Source organism: Micromonospora phytophila, from assembly GCF_023656545.1.
GTDB classification, from domain to species: domain Bacteria; phylum Actinomycetota; class Actinomycetes; order Mycobacteriales; family Micromonosporaceae; genus Micromonospora; species Micromonospora phytophila.
In genome coordinates this window covers 1-2,613 of sequence record NZ_JAMOKF010000519.1, presented here as the reverse complement: position 1 = coordinate 2,613, position 2,613 = coordinate 1, and the positions used below count along the sequence as shown (strand labels likewise).

Genomic DNA, 2,613 nt, shown 5'->3' with positions numbered 1-2,613 from the left:
GGGTACCGCCGGCGGCTCGGCGGGGGCATCCGGGGCGCTCCGCTCCGGCGGCCCGGCGACGCGGCGCGCCCGGCGCGCCGCCCACCAGCGCTCGCCCAGGCCGACCACCAGGAAGGTCATCCCGACGTACGCCCAGCCGACCAGCACGTCGATGACGTAGTGCTCGCCGCAGTAGACCAGGGTGAACGTCATCGCCAGCGGGTAGGCCAGCAGCAGCGGCCACCAGCGACGCCGGGTCCGGCCCAGGAAGAAGAGCACCACGAAGAGGGCGAACGCGGTGTGCAGCGACGGCATCGCGGCGACCGGGTTGGCGGCGATCTGGCCGGCGTTGAGCAGGTTGCCGGCCCCGTGCATGCCGAACGCCTTCCAGCCCCGGGTGGAGATGCGGGCGACCTCCTCCAGCATGCCGTTCTGCGCCGCCCACCACGGCGGGGCGGCCGGGTAGAGGAAGTAGGTGACCAGGCCCGTGGCGCAGAGGAACGCCCACCGGCGCATGAAGGCCGCCCAGCGACCCCGGTCCCGCATCCAGAGCACCGCCGCGGCGGCCAGCGCCACCACGAAGTGGGAGAAGTAGACCCAGCTGGCGATGACGTCCCACCACTGCACCTGCGGTCGGTAGAGGTGCTCCTGGAGCCAGACGGTCGGCACCTCGCCGTCGGTCAGCCAGCCGAACATGATCCGATCGGCGACGATCAGCTCGTACGCGTGCGGCGTGGCCCCGTTGTCGGCGAAGCCCCGGGAGAGGTTGTAGACGGCGAGCAGCAGCACCACCGGCACCCAGTCCCGGGCGAAGCGCAGGTGGCTGCGCCACGGCCGGGTGCTGTTCCAGGCGACGGTGCCCGCCCAGATCCAGAGGAACGCGTACGCCGGGTCGGTGGGCAGGCCGATGACGAGCCAGCCGGCCACGAACGCGACCCCCCAGACCGTCATGGCGCCCACACGGCGGCGACCGCCGTCGGGCGACTCGGTCGGGTCGGTCCGGGCGGGGGGCTGGGGGTCGGTCGCGACAGACATCGCGGTCAAGGTTAACGGCGCGGTCGGCATCGACCGACGCCGACCACCTGGGCCGGCACCACCCGCGCGGCGACGAACACGGCTCGCGCCGCCCCGCCGGCGGTCCGCGCCGCCCACGCACCCGGCCGGGACCGGTGGTACGGACACCGGGCGCCCCGACCCGCCTCGTCTAGGCTTCGCCCATGCAGGAGCAGCCGGAGCCCGCCGTCGCGCCGGGCCTGACCGCCCGGGTCGAGCTGACCGTCACCGACGCCGACACCGCCGAGGCCGTCGGCTCCGGTGACGTGCCCGTGCTGGGCACACCGAGGGTGCTCGCCCTGGCGGAGGCGGCCACGGTGGCGGCCATCGCCACCCGGATGCCGAGCGGGTCGACCACCGTCGGCGTCCGGGTCGAGCTCGACCACCTGGCGGCCACCCCGGTCGGGCGGACGGTCATCGCGCAGGCGCGGCTCGTCACGGTCGACGGGCGGCGGCTGCTGTTCGAGGTGACCGTGAGCGACGGCGACGAGACGGTGGCGCAGGCCCGGGTGGAGCGGGTGCTGGTCGACCGGGAGCGGTTCGTGGCACGCGCCACCCGGTCGGCGTGACCGCCCGTTTCGTCGAGGTCGCCGACCGGGTGCACGTGCTGCGCGAACCGCTGCTGCGGGTCAACGTCACGCTCGTGGTCGGCGACGACGCCGCGCTGCTGGTCGACACGCTCTCCACCGCCGGGCAGGCCGCCGAGCTGGCCGCCGCCGCCCGGGCGGTGACCCCGCACCCGTGGACGCTGGTGAACACCCACCACCACTTCGACCACTGCTTCGGCAACGCGACGCTCGCCGCCGACCCACCCCGCCCGGTCTACGCGCACGAGCGGGCCGCCGAGGCGATGCGCGACCCCGACCGTCTCCGCCGGGAGGCGTACGAGGAGATGCGCGACGAGCAGCCGACGCTGGCCGGGGAACTGGCCGACGTCGTGCTGCTGGCGCCGACGCACACCGTGCGTACCCGGACCGTGCTCGACGTGGGCGGCCGGCGGGTGGTGCTGCGCCACCCCGGTCGCGGGCACACCGCCGGTGACCTGGTGGTGCACGTGCCCGACGCCGACGTGCTGGTCGCCGGCGACCTGGTGGAGCAGAGCGGGCCGCCGGCCTTTGAGGAGTCGTACCCGTTGCGGTGGCCGGACACGGTGGCCGAGCTGCTGCGGATGACCACCCCGGCCACCGTGGTCGTACCCGGGCACGGCGAACCGGTCGACGCCGGGTTCGTCCGCGACCAGCACGCCCAGCTGGCCGAGCTGGCCCGGCTCATCCGCGCCGGGCACACCGGCGGCGCCCCACCGGAACGGGTCGCCGCGGAGGCGCCCTTCGGTGCCCGCCCCGCCCTGCACGCCGCCCGCCGCGGCTACGCCGAACTCGACGCCGTCGCCTGATCCGCCCCGGTCAGCGGGGGAAGCGGTCGCGCACCTCGGCGCGGGTGGGCATGGCGGTGGCACCGCCGGGCGACTCGCAGACCAGGCCGGCGACGCGCAACGCGAACGCCACCCGCTCGTGCCAGCCGGCCGGGTCGAGCGGTTCGCCGTCGACCAGGAGGTCGGCGACGAGCGCGCCCATCACCGAG

3 protein-coding genes are annotated in these 2,613 nt (G+C 75.5%); 2 read left to right on the top strand and 1 reads right to left on the bottom strand.

Features of this window, described 5'->3' with window-relative positions; genetic code table 11:
• A partial coding sequence (locus NCC78_RS30655) for a phosphatase PAP2 family protein (RefSeq protein WP_284706374.1) occupies nt 1-1,014 on the bottom strand: 1,014 nt, incomplete at its 3' end.
• 182 nt (nt 1,015-1,196) lie between these two features.
• Here NCC78_RS30655 and NCC78_RS30650 point away from each other — a divergent pair.
• Nucleotides 1,197-1,601: a thioesterase family protein gene (locus tag NCC78_RS30650; RefSeq protein ID WP_250798891.1), complete on the top strand. Its 405-nt coding sequence runs from the start codon at nt 1,197-1,199 to the stop codon at nt 1,599-1,601.
• Nucleotides 1,598-2,425: an MBL fold metallo-hydrolase gene (locus NCC78_RS30645; RefSeq protein ID WP_250798890.1), complete on the top strand. Its 828-nt coding sequence runs from the start codon at nt 1,598-1,600 to the stop codon at nt 2,423-2,425. The genes NCC78_RS30650 and NCC78_RS30645 overlap by 4 nt, the downstream gene beginning before the upstream one ends.
• Nucleotides 2,426-2,613 lie beyond the last annotated feature (188 nt).

Excerpts from the sequence above, each read along its gene's own strand:
- NCC78_RS30650 (WP_250798891.1), top strand. The coding sequence starts at position 1,197 with ATGCAGGAGCAGCCGGAGCCCGCCGTCGCGCCGGGCCTGACCGCCCGG.